Raw genomic sequence first — 17,100 nt, forward strand, 5'->3', positions numbered from 1 at the left:
TTTTTAAAAAATATATATTTTAATAATTTTTTATAAATTATATTTATTAATCAGTATATGATTCAATAAGTAATTAAATAATTTTAATCAAGAATTTTCAAAAAATGGTTATAAATAAATATTATATTGTTAATTATATTTAATTAATATTTAAAATTTTTATATAAATTGATTATTATTTATTTGTTTTACAAATAGTCTAAAATCAAATTTTATATTTTAAATAAAAAATAATTATCTAAAATAATGTATAAAAAAAACTAAATAATTGTAGTTATTAATATTATATACATTAAATAAACAAAATATTTAACATTAAGAATACTTGTAAAGATATAAAACATAATCTTATTTTATAATTTAAAAATATTAATAATTAAGTCGTAATTACAACATATATAAAAAAAATAATAATTCATAAACTTTAAAAAATACATATTTTATAAATAATTTTTATATTATATTCAATATATTATTTATTTTTTATTTCTTTTTTAATTTAAAATATTATAATTTTTTTAGTAAAATATTTATTTGAACTTTCAATGATTAATTAGTTATATTTAAAATTATTTATTAAATTATGATAAAATATTATTTTCAATATAAAAATTTATTAAAAACATTTTAACTATAAAAGATATCTTTAATGTATAAGCCTATATATATATTTATTGGTTTACGTTATTTATGGAACTCTCATTTAACAAGTTTTAAAAAAATTATCACTATTTTATCTATTATAGGTACAAGTCTTGGAATATCATCTATTGTTATTACAATATCTTTAGTTAATGGATTTCAAAATGAATTTCAAAAAAATATTCTATCGTTTGTTCCACATTTAATAATTACTAATAAAAATTATTATATCAATGAATCAGAATTTCCTAGAAACATTTTAAAATCATCAAATGTTCAAAAAATATCTAGTTTTATTAATAGTAAAGTTTTAATTCAAAGCAAAAAAAATATAACTATAGGAGAAATTATTACTTTTAAAGAAAAAAATTATGATTCTTTTAAAAACTATAATATTACAAATATTTTATATACATTAAATTCTAAAGAAAATAATGTAATCATAGGGAAAAAATTAGCAAAAAAATTAAATATCAATATTAATGATTCAATTAAATTAATAACTTTACCTAAAAGTAAAAAAAATTTTTTAACAAAACAATTCAATGAAAAAACATTTAAAGTCACTGGTTTTTTTTGTACAGAAAATGAAATTGATAATTATCAAATATTAATAAATAGTAAAATCGCTTTAACGTTTTTACACTATTGTAAAAATTATATTACTGGTTGGCGAATTTGGTTAAAAGATCCATTTTATTTTGATATAAATATGTTTAAAAAAATAAAAAATAACTTGATTTTATTAAATTGGAAATCAAAAGAAGGAGAATTATTTAAAGCAGTTCAAATTGAAAAATATATCATGTTACTTTTTTTTATATTAATTTTATTAGTTGTAGGATTCAATATAATTATTACTTTAACAGTTAATATGATAGAAAAACAAAATGTTATTGCAATCTTACAAACACAAGGTTTATGTCGAAAAAAAATTATGTTAATATTTATTACAATAGGATCAAGCATTTCTATAATTGGAAATTTATTAGGAATATTAATTAGTTTTACATTAATTTTTCAAAAAAAAATTTTAAACTTGTTAATCAATTTATTTTTTAACACTACTAATATTTCAATGAAAATTTTTCCTTTCCAAGTTTTTTTAGTTAATATTACATTTATATTACTTTCTATTTTATCAATGTTATATCCAATTTGGAAAATCACCAAGTCAACACCTGCTAAAATTTTATCTCATGAATAATATAATTTTACAATGTATTAATCTCACTAAATCTTATCAAGATAATATAAAAAAAATTCATATCTTAAAAAAAACATCATTTTACCTTAATAAAAGTGAAATAGCAGTTATTATTGGAAAATCAGGCTCTGGAAAAAGTACTTTTTTACATTTAATAAGTGGTTTAGAAGAACCTAGTTCTGGAACTATTTTATTTAATGGTATACCATTAAACTCTATGTCATCTAATCAAATAGCTAAATTAAGAAATTTACATTTAGGGTTTATTTATCAATTTCATCATTTACTTTTAGATTTTAATGTACTTGAAAATGTTGCAATACCATTGCTAATTAGTAATAAAAGTATTAAAGAAGCAAAAGAAAAATCATATGAAATATTAAAAAAAGTAAAATTAGAAAAAAAAATTGATAAATATCCATCTGAGTTATCTGGAGGAGAAAGACAACGGGTAGCAATCGCTCGTGCTTTTGTTAATAAACCACAATTAATAATAGCAGATGAACCTACTGGTAATTTAGATTCTTATAATGCAAAAATAATTTTTGACTTAATATTTGAATTAAATAATAACTTAAATACTTCTTTTATAATTGTAACACATGATCTTTTGCTTGCAAAAAAAGCACATGTTTTATGTGAAATAAAACGTGGTCAACTAAATATAAAAAAAAATATTAAATGAATTTTTTACCTTTTTTTATTGCAAAACGATTATATTGTCAAAATCATAAAAATCATGCAATGTTATTAATTTCTATTTTATCGAAAATAGGGATTTCTATTAGCGTTTTTATACTAATTATTAGTGTTAGTGCTCTTAATGGTTTTAAAACATTAATTAATAAAAATGTTTTATCATCTTTACCACATGGTATTATTCAATCAATAGATCAACCGTTTTTTTATTGGAAAGAAATTATTAAAAAAATTAATTGTATATCAGGAATTAATTATTCTGAACCATATATTTTAATGAATGCAGTTTTATTTAAAAAAAATCAAATTAGACTTTTTAATATTAAAAGTTTTAAAAACATAAAATATATAAAAAAATATTTTTCTTTTCAAAAAAAATCTTATCAAATATCACAGTTAAATAATTTTAAAAGTAATCAAATAATTCTTTCTTCTAATTTATCTAAAGAATTACTAGTAAAGAAAGGAGATTGGATTGATGTAATGATTTTAGATAATAATTTTTCTTTCCAACTAAACAAAATAAAAATATTTTCTTTTCAGATTAAATCTATATTTAATTCTAATGGAATTTCAAATGCGAATATTGGACTAATTTCTTTTTCTTTTTTTGAAAATCATTTCAATATAAATAATTATATTAATACTATTGAATTATATATGTCTAATCCATTACAAGCTAATAAAATTATTTTAGATGTAGCTAAAAAAATTCAACAACCTGTTTTTTTATATACTTGGATAAATAATTATAAATATATATATGATGATATTAAAAAAATTAAAATAATAATATTTACGACATTATTTTTAATAATAATAATTTCTTGTTTTAGTGTTATATCTATATCGTTACTTTCTATATCTAAAAGAGTAAAAGATATTGCTATTTTACGTAGTATAGGAGCTAATAATATTCTTATTCAATTAGTTTTTTTATATTATGGATTTCGTTTGGTTTTTATAGGAAATATAATAGGTTTAATAGCTGGTTTTATAACAGTTTTAAACTATAAACAAATTATGTTTTTTTTAGAAAAATATTTTAATAACAATTTATTATTAAATAATATTTATTATCATCATTTTTTATTATTACAATTAAATCTATCAGATATAATTATTATATTTTTAAGTACTATAATAATAGGATTAATTACAAATTGGTATCCTTCATATTACGCTTCAAAAATAAATCCTAGTAAAATATTAAAAAAATTTTAATTTTTTCAAACGGTGTTAAAAATATTTTTAATTAATTAAAATTTTTTTATGAATATAATATAAATTTACAATCTATTAATAAAATAATGGTGAAATTATGACTATTAAAGTAGGTATAAATGGCTTTGGTCGTATTGGACGTGTTTTATTTCGTTTAGCTCAAAAACGTGAAAATATTGAAATTTTAGCAATAAATGACTTAATGGATCCAGAATATGTAGCTTATATGTTAAAATACGACTCTACACATGGGGTTTTTAACAAACATATTGAAGTAAAAAATAAAAATATTATTGTAAATGGAAAAAAAATTAGAATTACTTCAATAAAAGACCCTAAAGAATTAATGTGGAATGATTTGTCAATTGATGTTGTAATTGAATCTACAGGTCTTTTTTTAACTAGGGAAACTGCTTATCAACATATTTTATCTGGAGCAAAAAAAGTTGTAATAACTGGCCCTTCTAAAGATGATATTCCAATGTTTGTTAAAGGAGCTAATTTTGATAAATATAAAGGCGAAAATATTGTATCTAATGCATCATGTACAACTAATTGTTTAGCTCCTCTATCAAAAGTAATAGATGATAATTTTAATATTATTGAAGGTTTAATGACCACTGTGCATGCTAGTACAGCTACTCAAAAAGTTGTTGACGGTCCTTCTAAAAAAGATTGGAGAGGAGGTAGAGGTGCACTTCAAAATATTATCCCTTCTTCAACTGGTGCAGCTATTGCGGTAGGAAAGGTATTACCAAATTTAAATGGAAAATTAACAGGTATAGCGTTTCGTATTCCTACATCTAATGTATCCGTCGTAGATTTAACAGTTCGTTATAAAAAATCAGCTACATATAATGAAATATGCTCTGTGATTAAGAATGCTTCACAAAACGAAATGAAAGGGATTTTAGGATATACGGAAGACGAAGTAGTATCATCGGATTTTAATGGAGAAGAATTAACTTCAATATTTGATGTCAATGCAGGTTTATCATTAAATAAAAATTTCGCTAAATTAATTTCTTGGTATGATAATGAAACTGGTTACTCTAGTAAAGTTTTAGATTTAGTTACATTAGTTGCTAAATAATAAATTCAGATTGATAAAATAGCAGTATTAAGTTTTTCTTAATACTGCATTTTAAAAAAAATTATAAGAAATATTTAATAAATAATGTTTATTGTCTTGCTAATCTAACAAGAGAAGGTTTTAGAAAGCTATTACTACGCCATGGATTAATATCGATACCACCTCTTCTAGTATATCTTGCATATACACTAAGTTTTTTAGGATTGCAAATATTTTGAATATCATTAAATATTCTTTCTATACATTCTTCATGAAATTCATCATGATTACGAAAAGAAATTAAATATTTCAATAATGCAGCATGATTAATTTTTTTGCCAGTGTATATAATGTTTATTGATGCCCAATCAGGTTGCTGAGTTATAGGACAATTTGATTTAAATAAATTACTATATAAAGATTCAGTAACTAATTCTTTTTCTTCAAAAGAACTTTCAAGTAAAGATTTATTATAATTATATGATTTTATTGAAATATTTTGATTGTCTATACACGTACCTGAAAACTTTGATATACCAATATTTTTAATTTGATTTAAGTTAAATAATTTTACAAAAACTTCTCCTATTACACAATTGTTAAGATCAAATGTAATTTTTTCTATTAAATTAACACTTTTTTTGAATTTAACTTGATTTAAACTATTTATATACAACTTTAAACTTTTAGATTCAATAATGTTTTTACTTGTTATATTAAATTCTAATCTAGCAATAGCAATTTGTGGTAATCCATTTACATTTAACCAAGATAGTTCATATAATGTCCAAATATCTTTACCGATAAATGGAAGATTTTTATAATTTATTTCAATATTTTTACGATGTTTTTTTCTTGGTATACCTTGCAATAAATTAAATTGGTTTGTTTTAACAATCATATTTGTTTCTTTTATATAATAAATAAATTATAATAATATTTAATTTTTTAAAATAAATAATTTAATAATATTTTAAGAAAATTCAGAAATAATATTTTTTATCCATTGTTTGATTCGAATTTTGGTTTGATCTGCTTGACGATCTTCGTCTAAAATTAGTCCTATAAAATAATCTTTATTTAATAAAGATTTAGAAGAATCAAAACTATAACCCTTTGTAGACCATTGACCAATTATTTGTGCTTTATTATTTTTTACAATTTTATATATTACACTTAATGCATCACAAAAATATTCGCTATAATCTTCTTGATCACCACATCCAAAAAGTGCGACAGTTTTATTTAAAAAATTTATTTTTTTTAAAATAGGTAAAAAATCATCCCAATCACACTGCACTTCACCATAATACCAAGTAGGAATACCAAATATTAAATTTTTAAAACTTTCAACATCTTTTTTAGAAGCATTACTAATGTCGTATAAAACAGAATTATTTACTCCAATTTTTTTGTGAATAATTTTTGCTATTTTTTCTGTATTACCAGTATCACTTCCAAAAAAAATACCTATTTTTTCCATATTTTTGCCTATTTATTAAAATATCTCTTATTTAAATATTTAAAATTAAATTTTACTTTAAAAATATAAATTAATACAAATATTTTTAAAAAATATATAAAACTACATTTATTTCAATCATAAAATTTTTATAATTTATTTTTATATTTTTTATATTAACTTAATGTTTTAAAAATATTTTTTATTTTCAACTTACCATAAAATAATTGTTTTTAAAAATTCACTAATATTTTAATACAAACTATAATATGTTATTTTTATAAATATAAAAACTTAAAAATTTAAACTATGAATAAAAATTTAATATGGTTTCGTAATGACCTTCGTATATATGATAATACAGCTTTACATCACGCATGTTTATCTGATGTAAATGAAGTGATGGGTTTATTTATTTTTACTCCCAAACAATGGAATAATCATTGTGTTGCTATTAAAAAAATATCTTTTCTTTATCAAAATCTTATATTTTTACAAAAAGAATTATTGAAATTAAACATTGTTTTATATCATCACGAATGTACTGACTTTTCAAATTCAATAGAGTATTTATTATATTTTTGTCAAAAAAACAAGATTAATCATTTATTTTATAATTATCAATATGAAATAAATGAAAAAAATAGAGATAACTTAATAACACGTAAATTACATACACAAGGTATTTCTGTTAAAGGTTTTCATGATAATCTTTTAATTAAACCTGATAAAATAAAAAGTAAAGATAATAAACCTTATAAAAAATTTTATTTTTTTAAAAAAAAAATAATAGAATGTTTATCAAAAAAAATTCCAATATGTTTTCCTGTTCCTAGAAAAAGAATTTTTAATCATGATAATATATTTCAAGTATGTTTGATTAAAAATTATAATATAAATTTTAATCAAAATTTGTTTCCCATTGGAGAAAAAGAAGCTATTAATAAATTGAAATACTTCTGTACCAATAAAATTGAAGATTATTTTTTAAAAAGAAATTTTCCATCTTTAAATAATACTAGTATGCTCTCTCCTTATTTATCTTTAGGAATAATATCTACAAGACATTGTTTACAAATGGTTTTAAACAAATATAAAACAAAATCATTAAATACAATACTCAATTCATCTTGGATAAATGAAATAATATGGCGTGAATTTTATTATCACTTACTAATCAATTTTCCTATACTCAGTAAATCTCAATCGTTACTCACATGGGAAAAAAAAATTAATTGGGAAAATAATTTAAATTATTTTAATGCTTGGAAAAATGGAAGAACTGGTTTTCCTATCATAGATGCTGCTATGAGACAATTAAACAAAATTGGATGGATGCATAATCGATTAAGAATGATTACATCTAGTTTTTTAGTTAAAAATCTTTTAATTGATTGGAGACAAGGTGAAAAATATTTTATGTATCATTTAATTGATGGGGATTATGCATTGAATAATGGAGGATGGCAATGGTCTGCTTCTATTGGCAGTGATTCAACACCTTATATACGTGTTTTTAATCCGTTACGTCAATCTAAAAATTTCGATAAATTAGGTGTTTTCATCAGAAAATATCTACCTGAATTAAAAATGGTACCAAATAATTATATTCATAATCCATATGAATGGACAATTAAACATAATTATAGAATCGATTATCCAAAGCCAATTATTGATTATGCAAGTAGTAAAGAAAAATTTTTTTTAGTATATAAATTAGCTCAATCATTTTTAACAAATAAAAAGGATTAAATTATATGGAAAATTTCATTTTAGAAAAAATTATTAATAAAAAATTATTTAACAACTATAATAAAGATATAGTACCCAATGGATTACAAATAGAAGGAGATAAAATAGTTAAAAAAATAATTACAGGTGTTAGCGCTTGTCAAGATTTATTAAATTCAGCTTTATATTACAAAGCTAATGCTATTATTGTTCATCATGGATATTTTTGGGAGAAAGAATCTAAATATATTCAGAATGTACAAAGAAATAGATTAAAAACTATACTTTCTAATAATATTAATTTATACAGTTGGCATATGCCATTAGATATTCATCCAGAATTAGGTAATAATATACAAATTGCTAAAAAATTAAATATTTCTATTAAAGGTGAAATTTTACCTTATGTATTATGGGGTTTTTTAGAACACAAAATTAATGCTTTTGACTTCGCTAATAAAATAGAAAAGGTTTTTAAAAAAAAACCTATACATTTTTATAAAAACGCTCCGGATTATATTAATCGTATTGCATGGTGTAGTGGTCGAGGACAAAATTTTATTAAACAAGCATACAAATTTGGAATTGATGCTTTTTTAACAGGAGAAATTTCTGAAGAAACAATATATATCGCTAAAGAATTAGGTGTTCATTTTTTTTCAATTGGACATTACTGTAGTGAGAAATATGGAATTAAATCTTTAGGAAAATGGTTGCATAAAACATATAATTTAGATGTTATGTTCATTGATGTTTATAATCCTGCGTAATTATTAAAAATTATTTTCTTTAAATTTAATAAATAATTCATCAACACTTTAGATAAAATTATGAATAAAAATATACTAAAAAAAATGTTTGATTCTTCTTGGTTATCTTCCAATAATCAAGAATATATTGAGTTTATATATCAAGAATTTTTAAAAAAGCCATCATCTATTGATGATACATGGCAAAAAGAATTTATAAAATTATCTATTAGTAATACAAATAAAAAAAAAGAATTAAAAAAATCAGATCAACAAAATAATAATAAATTAAATAAAAAAGTTAATCAGATGATTAACTTATTTCAAAAAAAAGGGTATAAAAAATCTTTAATAGATCCTCTTCAATTAAAAAAACAAAAAAAATACTCATATTTAGAATTATTATTTTATGAATTTAATAAAGATGAGTTAGAAGAAATAGTAGAAATTAATTTTCAAAAAAATTCTAACTATAAAATAAAAATAATAGATTTGTATAATAAATTAAATAGTAAATATTGTAGTTCTATTGGTTTTGAATATATGTATATTGATAATGTATACCAAAAAAAATGGATTACAGAATATATAGAATTATATTTTAAAGAAAATTTAGTCTCAAACCAAAAAAAAATACAATGCTTAAAAGAAATAATTTATGCAGAAACTTTTGAAAAATATTTAGGCAAAAAATTTGCTGGTACAAAACGATTTTCTTTAGAAGGGGCAGAAACACTTATTACAATATTACATGAAATAATAAATTATTCAAAAAACAATAATATTTCAGATATTATTATAGGTATGGCACATAGAGGCAGATTAAATGTATTAGTAAATATGTTCAATAAAAATCCTAAAATATTATTTGATGAATTTGCTGGTAAGAACATATCTATAGAAAAAAGCGGGGATGTTAAATATCATATGGGAGGTTCCTCTAATATTAAATATAAAAACAAAATAATTAATTTAAAATTAGAATACAACCCATCACATTTAGAAATAATAAATCCAGTAATTCTTGGTGTCGCAAGAGCATCTATAGATAAATCAAAATATTTTAAAAACCAAGTTTTATCTATTAGTATTCATGGAGACGCTTCAATTATTGGGCAAGGCGTAGTACAAGAAACATTAAACATGTCTCAAACTGAAGGTTATACAATAGGTGGTACAGTTCACATTGTAATTAATAATCAAATTGGTTTTACTACTTCTAACCCTAAATACCTTAGATCTAGCAAACATTGTACCGATATTGCAAAATTAATTCAAGCACCTATTTTTCATGTTAATTCTGACGATATAGAAGCTTCTATTTTTTCTATTCAGTTAGCTTTAGATTTTAAAAAAAAGTTCAATAAAGATGTTTTTATAGATTTAGTATGTTATAGAAGACATGGTCATAACGAAGTAGATGATCCCTTTGTTACTCAACCTATTATGTATAAAAAAATTCAAAATCATCCTACGATAACTCAAATATATTCTAATTTATTAATTAAAAAAAAATTAATTACATCTAACGATGTTAATAAAATTGTAGAACAATACTCTCATAAATTAAAAATAGGAAAATCAATTTTTTCTGAAGAATATATAGATTTTCAATATAGAGATTTAAACAGTTTAAAAATTCAAAAAAATTCGAAGAAAATAAATTTGAAAAATATTCAACAATTACTATACTCTATTAATACTATTCCTCCATATATTCAAGTGCATCCAAGAGTTAAAAAAATTTATCAAGATAGAATTGAAATGTCTAACGAAAAAAAACCATTTGATTGGGGTGCTGCCGAATCTTTAGCATATGCAACAATACTTAGTGAAGGTATTTCATGTCGTCTTTCGGGTGAAGATATTAGAAGAGGAACTTTTTTTCATCGTCATGCTTGTATTCACGATCAAGGTAATGATTCTATTTATATACCTTTACAAAATATTAAAGATAATCAAGGAAAATTTGAAATTTGGGATTCTGTTTTATCAGAAGAAGCAGTTTTAGCTTTTGAATATGGATATTCATTATACCCTTCAAATACGCTAACAATTTGGGAGGCACAATTTGGAGATTTCGTTAATGGAGCTCAAGTGGTTATCGATCAATTCATTAGTTCTAGTGAACAAAAATGGAATAAAACATCTAATTTAGTTATGTTTTTACCCCATGGTTACGAAGGACAAGGACCAGAACATTCTTCAGGAAGAATTGAACGATTTCTTCAACTCTGTGCACAAAATAATATACAAATTTGTATTCCTACTAAATCTTCACAAATATTTCATTTATTAAGAAGACAAATTTTGAATCATATTTATAAACCATTAATTGTTTTTACTCCTAAATCTCTTTTACGACATCCGATGGCTACCTCTTCTTTAAGAGATATAGTGAATAACGATTTTAGTAAAGTAATTGATGAAATTGATTATAATATAAAAAAAATAAAACGTGTTATTTTTTGTGCTGGTAAAATATATTATGATCTTTTAGAATGTAGAAATAAAAATAACATTATGAATATTGTTATAATCCGCATTGAACAATTATATCCATTTCCTATTTATGAGATATCCAATATATTAAAAAAATATTTTTATGTTCAAGATTTTGTTTGGTGTCAAGAAGAACCATATAATCAAGGTGCATGGTTTTATATAAAAAATTATTTATATGATATTTTACCATCTTCTGCTAAATTAAATTATATTGGTCGTTTATCTTCTGCTTCTCCTGCAGTAGGTCATATTTTACTACACAAACAAGAACAAGAAAAATTAATATGCAATGCTTTAAATTTAATAATTACTTAAATAATAGGAATAAAAAATGAATACAATTAATATTCTTGTTCCAGATTTACCGGATTCTGTAAGTGATGCAGTAATAGTAAAATGGCACAAAAAAATTGGAGAAATAGTGTATTGCGATGAAAATATAGTTGATATTGAAACAGATAAAATAATGTTGGAAGTATCATCTCCATGTAATGGAATATTAAGTGTTATTTTAGAAAAAAAAGGGTCTATTGTTAAATCTACTCAAATAATAGGTAGTATAACTGAATCAAACGATATTGAAAAAAAAAAAATAAATCCAATAATAAATAAAAAAATAACTTCTACAAAAAAAATTCCTATTTTAAATGAGAATAAATATGATAATTCTCATATAAATAAACATATAAGTAATTATTTAACACCTTCTGCTAGACGTTTCATGAAAATTCATAACATTGATGAAACTTTAATTACACCTAATCAGTTCAATCATACCTTTAGAAAACAAGATATTCATAAAATTGTTGAAAAGTCTTCTAATTTAAATAATATTGTTAATAATACAAATAATACATATAGAGTTCAAATGACTCGATTGCGTCAAAAAATAGCTGAGAGGTTGTTAGCAACAAAAAACAATACAGCTATGCTTACTACTTTTAATGAAGTGAACATGCAACCAATTATTTCTTTACGAAAAAAATATAATACATCTTTTGAAAAAAAATATGGTGTTCGTATTGGCTTTATGTCTTTTTTTGTAAAAGCAGTAGTAGAAGCATTAAAACATTTTCCAGAAATAAATGCTACTATTGATAAACAAGATATTGTATTTTATAAAAATTTTGATATTAGTATTGCTGTTTCAACGCCCAGAGGTTTAATAACTCCAGTATTAAGAGATGCTGATAAAATGTCGATGGCACATATAGAAAAAAAAATAAAAGAATTTTCTATTAAAAGCTTAAATAATAAAATAAAAATAGAAGAATTAATTGGAGGTAATTTTACTATCACCAATGGTGGTGTTTTTGGATCTTTAATGTCTACACCAATTATAAACCCACCACAAACTGCTATATTAGGAATGCATGCTATTAAAGAACGTCCAATGGCGGTAGATGGAGAAATCAAAATTCTTCCTATGATGTATTTAGCATTATCTTATGATCATTGTTTAATTGATGGAAAAGAATCTGTTAGTTTTCTAAATAAAATAAAAAATATATTAGAAGATTTTAATCGTATTTTAATTAACATTTAACAAATTAAAAAATTAAATAATTTATTCTTTATATATATTAAAAGTACAGTGTGTAAAAATAATAAACTGTACTTTTATTACTAATATTTAAATGTTTTATTTAAATCATTTCATTATAGTATTTTAAAACAAAATATTTAATATTTTAATAAATATAAAAGCTTATTTGATTTTGAAAAAATAATGATATACTGAAATATACATCTTATGTATATATTGTAGAATAAAATATAAGGGATGAAATGATGAATAAAGTAGTCTTAATTAGACATGGTGAAAGTGAATGGAATAAATTAAATAAATTCACTGGATGGCATGATGTAGAGCTTAGTCAAAATGGAAAAAAAGAAGCTGAAAAAACAGGTTTATTGTTAAAAAAAGAAAAATTTTTTTTTGATTATTCACATACTTCAATGTTAAAAAGAGCAATATATACTTTACAATATATTTTAAATAAATTAGATCAACCTTGGTTATCTGTGCAAAAATCTTGGCGTTTAAATGAAAGACATTATGGTGATTTAGAAGGATTCGATAAAAATGAGATTATTCAAAAATATGGAGATAAACAAGTTCTTTTATGGAGACGTAGTTTTAATGTTAATCCACCTCAAATTGATATAAAAGATAAACGTTTTCCAGGAAACGATATACGTTATTCTAATGTCAATATTAATGAACTTCCTACAGGTGAAAGTTTAGAATTAACTGTAAAAAGAGTTATTCCTTATTGGGACCAAGTAATTTATCCACAATTAAAAAGAAGAAAAAAAATACTAATTGTAGCACATGGAAACTCATTAAGAGCATTAATGCAACATTTAAACAAAATTGATAATAAAAACATTATAGAATTAGAAATTCCAACTGCAATTCCAATTATTTTAGAATTCGATGAAAAATACATTCCTAGTAAATGGTATTATTTAAAATAAATTATTTAAAAACACATTCTCGATTTAAAATCAATATATATTAATATTTTATCTCTCATCTTAATAAGAGAAGATTTTTTTTTGATGAAATATGTATATTTTAAAATTATATAATCAAAGTTAGTTAAAATTTTTAATATTTTAAATTCTCAGTTTCAATATAAAATTAATATATTAAAATATATTTTAAATATATAAAAAGTAATTTTTTATAGTAGTTAAAAACGAGATTATTATGATTAAAAGAATTGGAGTGTTAACTAGTGGTGGAGATGCTCCTGGAATGAATGCAGCAATTAGGGGAGTAGTAAGAACAGCGTTAAGTGAAAAATTAGAAGTATTTGGAATTTATGATGGATATTTAGGATTATACCAAAATCGTATGATCAAACTAGATAGATCTAGCGTATCCGATATGATTAATAGGGGCGGGACATTTCTTGGTTCAGCTAGATTTTCTAACTTTTATAAAGATGAAATACGAACTATAGCTATCAATAATCTTAAAAAAAGAAATATAGATGGACTTGTTGTCATTGGAGGTGATGGATCTTATATAGGAGCTCAAAAATTAACAAAAATGGGTATGCCATGTATTAGTATTCCAGGAACTATAGATAACGATGTGGCAGGTACTGATTATACAATTGGTTATTTTACTGCTTTAGAAACAGTTGTTGAAGCTATTGATAGGTTAAGAGACACTTCTTCTTCTCATCAACGTATTTCTATTGTAGAAGTTATGGGCAGATATTGTGGTGATTTAACATTAGCTGCTGCAATTGCTGGTGGTTGTGAATTTATTGTTCTACCAGAGATTAAGTATACAAAAGAAGAATTAGTTTCAGAAATAAAAGCAGGAATTGAAAAAGGTAAAAAACATGCAATTGTTGCAATTACAGAATATATATGTGATGTAGAAGCGCTTGCTAAATATATTGAAAATGAAACTAATCGCGAAACAAGAGCTACTATATTGGGTCATATCCAAAGAGGCGGCGCTCCAGTAGTATATGATCGTATATTAGCTTCTAGAATGGGTGCTTATTCTGTTGAATTATTAATTAAAGGTTATAAAGGTAAATGTGTTGGTGTTCAAAATGAAAAAATGGTTTTTAATGATATAACAAATGCATTAAAAAATATGAAGCGTGTTTTTAAGAAAGATTGGTTGATTACTGCTAAAAAGCTTTATTAATATAAAATTAGTGCCGGTTTTTCCGGCGCTCTAAGTTTTTAGTTTTATTATTAAATTAAAATAAAAAATTAATTTCATAATAAAATTACATAGGCATCTAAGAAATGAATCTATATAGTAAAAAAAATACATTTCAACAGTGTATTGTTGAGTTTTTAGGAACAGGTTTAATAATATTTTTTGGAATAGGATGTTTAGCAACATCAAAATTAACAAATTTTCATTTTAGTCAATATGAAATAAGTATTATTTGTGGGTTTGCAGTATCTTTATCAATTTACTTGAGTATTTCAATATCTGGAGCTCATTTAAATCCAGCAATTACTATTTTTTTGTGGCTATTTTATAAATTTAATAAAAAAAAAGTAATTCCATATATTTTTTCTCAAATTTCTGGTGCTTTTTTTTTTACAATGTTAATATATTTTATATACTATAATAGATTAGTATTATTTGAAAACAAATACAATATCGTACGAGGCACAAAAGAAAGTCTTCAATTAGCTTCAATTTTTTGTATTTATCCTCAAAAAAATTATCTTCTTATATATGATTTTATAATGGAAATAATTATTTCGATAATTTTTATTATTATGCTTATGAGAATTAATGATAAAAAAAAAATATTTATTGTTCACAAAAAATTTAGTCCATGTTTAATAGGAATATTAGTTACAATTATTAATATATCTTTAGGTTCTTCATATAATATTACTTTAAATCCAGCACATGACTTAGCTCCTAGAATATTTTTAAGTTTAATAGGATGGGGTAAAATAGCTTTCACTGGATTAAATAGTAATTTTCCATATTTTTTAATACCTACAATTACTCCTATATTAGGTATAAATTTAGGTGGTTGGATATATAAAAAATTTATAAATAGTTAATTATTTACTAAAATATCATTAGATATTTTAAGAATTTTTAAAAATTCTTCATATATTAAAGAAGCACTTCCAATTAACAATCCATCAATATCAGGTTGTTCAAGAAAATTTTTAGCGTTTTTAGAATTAATAGATCCACCATATTGAACGATTAATTTTTCTATATTATTTGCATCATATGTATTAATATAATTTTTTATAAATTTATGTATTGATTGTACATAAATAGGGTCGGCTGATATACCTGTTCCAATTGCCCAAATAGGTTCATATGCAATTATTGTATTTGTAAATATTTTATTTCCAAAACGTTTAAGAATCATGCTTAACTGATTTTTTATAACTTCTTTAGTTTTATTTTCTTTTCTTTCGTTTTCACTTTCACCAATACATAAAATAGGAATTAAATTTAAGCTTTTAATTAAACCAAACTTTTCTGTAATTAATTTATTATCTTCATTATGTAAAAAACGTCTTTCAGAATGTCCAATAATAACATATTTAACACCGATATCTTTTAACATTAATATAGATGTTTCACCTGTAAAAGCGCCTTTTTTATTTATATCAACATCTTGAGCACTAACAAAAATATTTATGTCTTTTATATTTTTATAAACTCTTTCAAGGTATATTGTTGAAGGAGCAATGATAATAGTATTATATTTTAAATAAAGTGGTGCTTTTAATTTTAAATTTTTTAAAAAATTAGAAATTGTTTTAATATCACCGTTTAATTTCCAATTTGCTACAATAAATTTTTTCTTCATGTGAAAACTCTTTAATAACATTTAAAAAATGCTTAAATAAAAATCTATAAAATATAGAAACTAAGTGTTTTATAAAATATATTGACTTAGTTTCTAAGATTAAGATATTAAAATATTTTATTTATATATATTAGCACGATTTCGCAATTGTTTTCCTGGTTTAAAATAAGGCACATATTTTGCATTTAACTTAACTGTTTCGCCAGTTTTAGGATTTCGACCGATACGGGAACCTCGATAATGTAAAGAAAAACTTCCAAACCCCCGAATTTCAATTCGTTTTCCATTAGCTAATGCAAGAGACATGTGTTCTAACATTTCTTTTACAGCAAGCTCTATTATTTTACCTTCAATATGGTTTTTTTTTTTCTGCAATTCTTTCGAATAATTCTGATTTCGTCATATATCCTCTATTTTAAAAATTTATTTATTTTAAATAATTTTAATTATAAAAATAAAAAATATATTTT

14 protein-coding genes and 1 pseudogene are annotated in these 17,100 nt (G+C 22.1%); 11 read left to right on the forward strand and 4 right to left on the reverse strand.

Annotation, left to right across the window (positions count from 1 at the left end; translation table 11 throughout):
* Window positions 1-649 precede the first annotated feature (649 nt).
* The 4 genes from D9V62_RS01490 to gap all read left to right on the forward strand — a co-directional run bounded on the left by D9V62_RS01490 (window position 650) and on the right by gap (window position 4,865).
* On the forward strand, window positions 650-1,849 hold the full coding sequence (locus D9V62_RS01490; RefSeq protein WP_158340047.1) for an FtsX-like permease family protein: 1,200 nt from the start codon (window positions 650-652) through the stop codon (window positions 1,847-1,849).
* A complete protein-coding gene (lolD, locus tag D9V62_RS01495; protein WP_158340048.1) occupies window positions 1,842-2,534 on the forward strand; it encodes a lipoprotein-releasing ABC transporter ATP-binding protein LolD in 693 nt (230 codons plus the stop codon). Before D9V62_RS01490 ends, lolD begins: the two co-directional genes overlap by 8 nt.
* On the forward strand, window positions 2,531-3,772 hold the full coding sequence (locus D9V62_RS01500; RefSeq protein WP_158340049.1) for an FtsX-like permease family protein: 1,242 nt from the start codon (window positions 2,531-2,533) through the stop codon (window positions 3,770-3,772). Before lolD ends, D9V62_RS01500 begins: the two co-directional genes overlap by 4 nt.
* 97 nt (window positions 3,773-3,869) lie before the next feature.
* Complete coding sequence (gene gap / locus D9V62_RS01505; protein WP_158340050.1) at window positions 3,870-4,865, forward strand: type I glyceraldehyde-3-phosphate dehydrogenase; 996 nt, start codon at window positions 3,870-3,872, stop codon at window positions 4,863-4,865.
* Between the two features lie 88 nt (window positions 4,866-4,953).
* Here the strand turns inward: gap and queF are convergent, their stop codons facing one another.
* Window positions 4,954-5,745: an NADPH-dependent 7-cyano-7-deazaguanine reductase QueF gene (gene queF, locus D9V62_RS01510; RefSeq protein WP_158340051.1), complete on the reverse strand. Its 792-nt coding sequence runs from the start codon at window positions 5,743-5,745 to the stop codon at window positions 4,954-4,956.
* A gap of 72 nt (window positions 5,746-5,817) precedes the next feature.
* Entirely contained in the window at window positions 5,818-6,327 is a 510-nt protein-coding gene (gene fldA, locus D9V62_RS01515) for a flavodoxin FldA (protein ID WP_158340052.1), read from the reverse strand.
* Between the two features lie 288 nt (window positions 6,328-6,615).
* Here fldA and phrB point away from each other — a divergent pair, with 288 nt between their 5' ends.
* From phrB to D9V62_RS01550, 7 genes are all read left to right on the forward strand, one after another.
* On the forward strand, window positions 6,616-8,058 hold the full coding sequence (phrB, locus tag D9V62_RS01520; RefSeq protein ID WP_158340053.1) for a deoxyribodipyrimidine photo-lyase: 1,443 nt from the start codon (window positions 6,616-6,618) through the stop codon (window positions 8,056-8,058).
* Between the two features lie 5 nt (window positions 8,059-8,063).
* Window positions 8,064-8,807, forward strand: coding sequence for a Nif3-like dinuclear metal center hexameric protein (locus D9V62_RS01525; protein WP_158340054.1), 744 nt, complete (start codon window positions 8,064-8,066; stop codon window positions 8,805-8,807).
* A 60-nt stretch (window positions 8,808-8,867) separates the two neighbouring features.
* Entirely contained in the window at window positions 8,868-11,606 is a 2,739-nt protein-coding gene (locus D9V62_RS01530; RefSeq protein WP_158340055.1) for a 2-oxoglutarate dehydrogenase E1 component, read from the forward strand.
* A 16-nt stretch (window positions 11,607-11,622) separates the two neighbouring features.
* Window positions 11,623-12,837, forward strand: coding sequence for a dihydrolipoyllysine-residue succinyltransferase (sucB, locus tag D9V62_RS01535; RefSeq protein WP_158340056.1), 1,215 nt, complete (start codon window positions 11,623-11,625; stop codon window positions 12,835-12,837).
* Window positions 12,838-13,079: 242 nt separating this feature from the next.
* A complete protein-coding gene (gpmA, locus tag D9V62_RS01540) occupies window positions 13,080-13,772 on the forward strand; it encodes a 2,3-diphosphoglycerate-dependent phosphoglycerate mutase (RefSeq protein ID WP_410051781.1) in 693 nt (230 codons plus the stop codon).
* Between the two features lie 235 nt (window positions 13,773-14,007).
* Window positions 14,008-14,970, forward strand: a complete 963-nt coding sequence (pfkA, locus tag D9V62_RS01545; RefSeq protein ID WP_158340058.1) for a 6-phosphofructokinase — start codon at window positions 14,008-14,010, stop codon at window positions 14,968-14,970.
* Window positions 14,971-15,074: 104 nt separating this feature from the next.
* Complete coding sequence (locus tag D9V62_RS01550; RefSeq protein WP_158340059.1) at window positions 15,075-15,860, forward strand: MIP/aquaporin family protein; 786 nt, start codon at window positions 15,075-15,077, stop codon at window positions 15,858-15,860.
* Here the strand turns inward: D9V62_RS01550 and tpiA are convergent.
* A complete protein-coding gene (gene tpiA, locus D9V62_RS01555) occupies window positions 15,857-16,630 on the reverse strand; it encodes a triose-phosphate isomerase (RefSeq protein WP_158340060.1) in 774 nt (257 codons plus the stop codon). The genes D9V62_RS01550 and tpiA overlap by 4 nt on opposite strands.
* Before the next feature lie 117 nt (window positions 16,631-16,747).
* A pseudogene (gene ihfB / locus D9V62_RS01560) lies at window positions 16,748-17,033 on the reverse strand (integration host factor subunit beta).
* Window positions 17,034-17,100: the final 67 nt, after the last annotated feature.

The organism is Buchnera aphidicola (Aphis helianthi), assembly GCF_005083845.1.
In the GTDB taxonomy this organism is placed as follows: Bacteria; Pseudomonadota; Gammaproteobacteria; order Enterobacterales; family Enterobacteriaceae; genus Buchnera; species Buchnera aphidicola_AW.

Excerpts from the sequence above, each read along its gene's own strand:
- gpmA (WP_410051781.1), top strand. The coding sequence starts at position 13,080 with ATGATGAATAAAGTAGTCTTAATTAGACATGGTGAAAGTGAATGGAAT.
- D9V62_RS01490 (WP_158340047.1), top strand. The coding sequence starts at position 650 with ATGTATAAGCCTATATATATATTTATTGGTTTACGTTATTTATGGAAC.
- queF (WP_158340051.1), bottom strand. The coding sequence starts at position 5,745 with ATGATTGTTAAAACAAACCAATTTAATTTATTGCAAGGTATACCAAGA.
- pfkA (WP_158340058.1), top strand. The coding sequence starts at position 14,008 with ATGATTAAAAGAATTGGAGTGTTAACTAGTGGTGGAGATGCTCCTGGA.
- lolD (WP_158340048.1), top strand. The coding sequence starts at position 1,842 with ATGAATAATATAATTTTACAATGTATTAATCTCACTAAATCTTATCAA.
- phrB (WP_158340053.1), top strand. The coding sequence starts at position 6,616 with ATGAATAAAAATTTAATATGGTTTCGTAATGACCTTCGTATATATGAT.
- D9V62_RS01525 (WP_158340054.1), top strand. The coding sequence starts at position 8,064 with ATGGAAAATTTCATTTTAGAAAAAATTATTAATAAAAAATTATTTAAC.
- D9V62_RS01530 (WP_158340055.1), top strand. The coding sequence starts at position 8,868 with ATGAATAAAAATATACTAAAAAAAATGTTTGATTCTTCTTGGTTATCT.
- D9V62_RS01550 (WP_158340059.1), top strand. The coding sequence starts at position 15,075 with ATGAATCTATATAGTAAAAAAAATACATTTCAACAGTGTATTGTTGAG.
- sucB (WP_158340056.1), top strand. The coding sequence starts at position 11,623 with ATGAATACAATTAATATTCTTGTTCCAGATTTACCGGATTCTGTAAGT.
- D9V62_RS01500 (WP_158340049.1), top strand. The coding sequence starts at position 2,531 with ATGAATTTTTTACCTTTTTTTATTGCAAAACGATTATATTGTCAAAAT.
- gap (WP_158340050.1), top strand. The coding sequence starts at position 3,870 with ATGACTATTAAAGTAGGTATAAATGGCTTTGGTCGTATTGGACGTGTT.
- tpiA (WP_158340060.1), bottom strand. The coding sequence starts at position 16,630 with ATGAAGAAAAAATTTATTGTAGCAAATTGGAAATTAAACGGTGATATT.
- fldA (WP_158340052.1), bottom strand. The coding sequence starts at position 6,327 with ATGGAAAAAATAGGTATTTTTTTTGGAAGTGATACTGGTAATACAGAA.